Below are 651 nucleotides of genomic sequence, written 5' to 3' on the forward strand. Positions count from 1 at the left end.
CCCCAGCATCATTTGCTCTGAGGTGGCAATGTGTTCTTTCCAAGCGATTTCTTGGCTATAGAAAAGAAGTAGATAACCACTTCTTTCATTACAGGAACAAACTTCCAGCAAAAAACAACGTATGCCACTGTACCAATAATAGAAGAAGGGTAATTACCATCCTTGATGGATAAATACCAATTAACGGGAACCATCGCGGTGAAAGCTAGAAAGAAGAACAGCAACCCCATTGCTGCCATTAGTTTCTGGTAATTAAAATCATTTTTCATCGACACTGGCTCCGAACATAATCCTGCAAATATCTCAGTTTTGCCCGGTCGTTAATAATTCCGGCTCGGATATCGAGAACAGCTGATCCAGCTTCTCCAGAGAGTTCGACGGTGGTTCCATCGCCCACGCTGCCGGAGGCAACGGTTTCAGACACGGGACAGGTGGCTTGGATGCGCAACTTGCGACGGCCAGCGGCAACATCAGCCCGAAGAGTGTCAATTTCAGTCTTGGCATTGGCGAGTTCCTGAGTGTGTTGGGTGTCCAGTTCGTGGAGTTGTTGGATTCGCGCTTGCTGGCTGGCGTTAATGGCGACTTGTTCGTCATACTGTCGCGATAAACGAGCGTATTCTTCGGCCTTGTCCTGATATTCGCCGTAATAGA

2 protein-coding genes are annotated in these 651 nt (G+C 47.6%); both read right to left on the reverse strand.

From position 1 onward, the window contains the following. Positions 1-8 precede the first annotated feature (8 nt). On the reverse strand, positions 9-269 hold the full coding sequence (locus tag Xkoz_RS19315; protein WP_099143531.1) for a hypothetical protein: 261 nt from the start codon (positions 267-269) through the stop codon (positions 9-11). Then, positions 266-651: lysis protein (locus Xkoz_RS26485; protein WP_099143532.1), on the reverse strand; the 386-nt coding region annotated here is incomplete at its 5' end. The genes Xkoz_RS26485 and Xkoz_RS19315, both read right to left, overlap by 4 nt.

Source organism: Xenorhabdus kozodoii, from assembly GCF_002632875.1.
Taxonomy (GTDB): Bacteria; Pseudomonadota; Gammaproteobacteria; order Enterobacterales; family Enterobacteriaceae; genus Xenorhabdus; species Xenorhabdus kozodoii.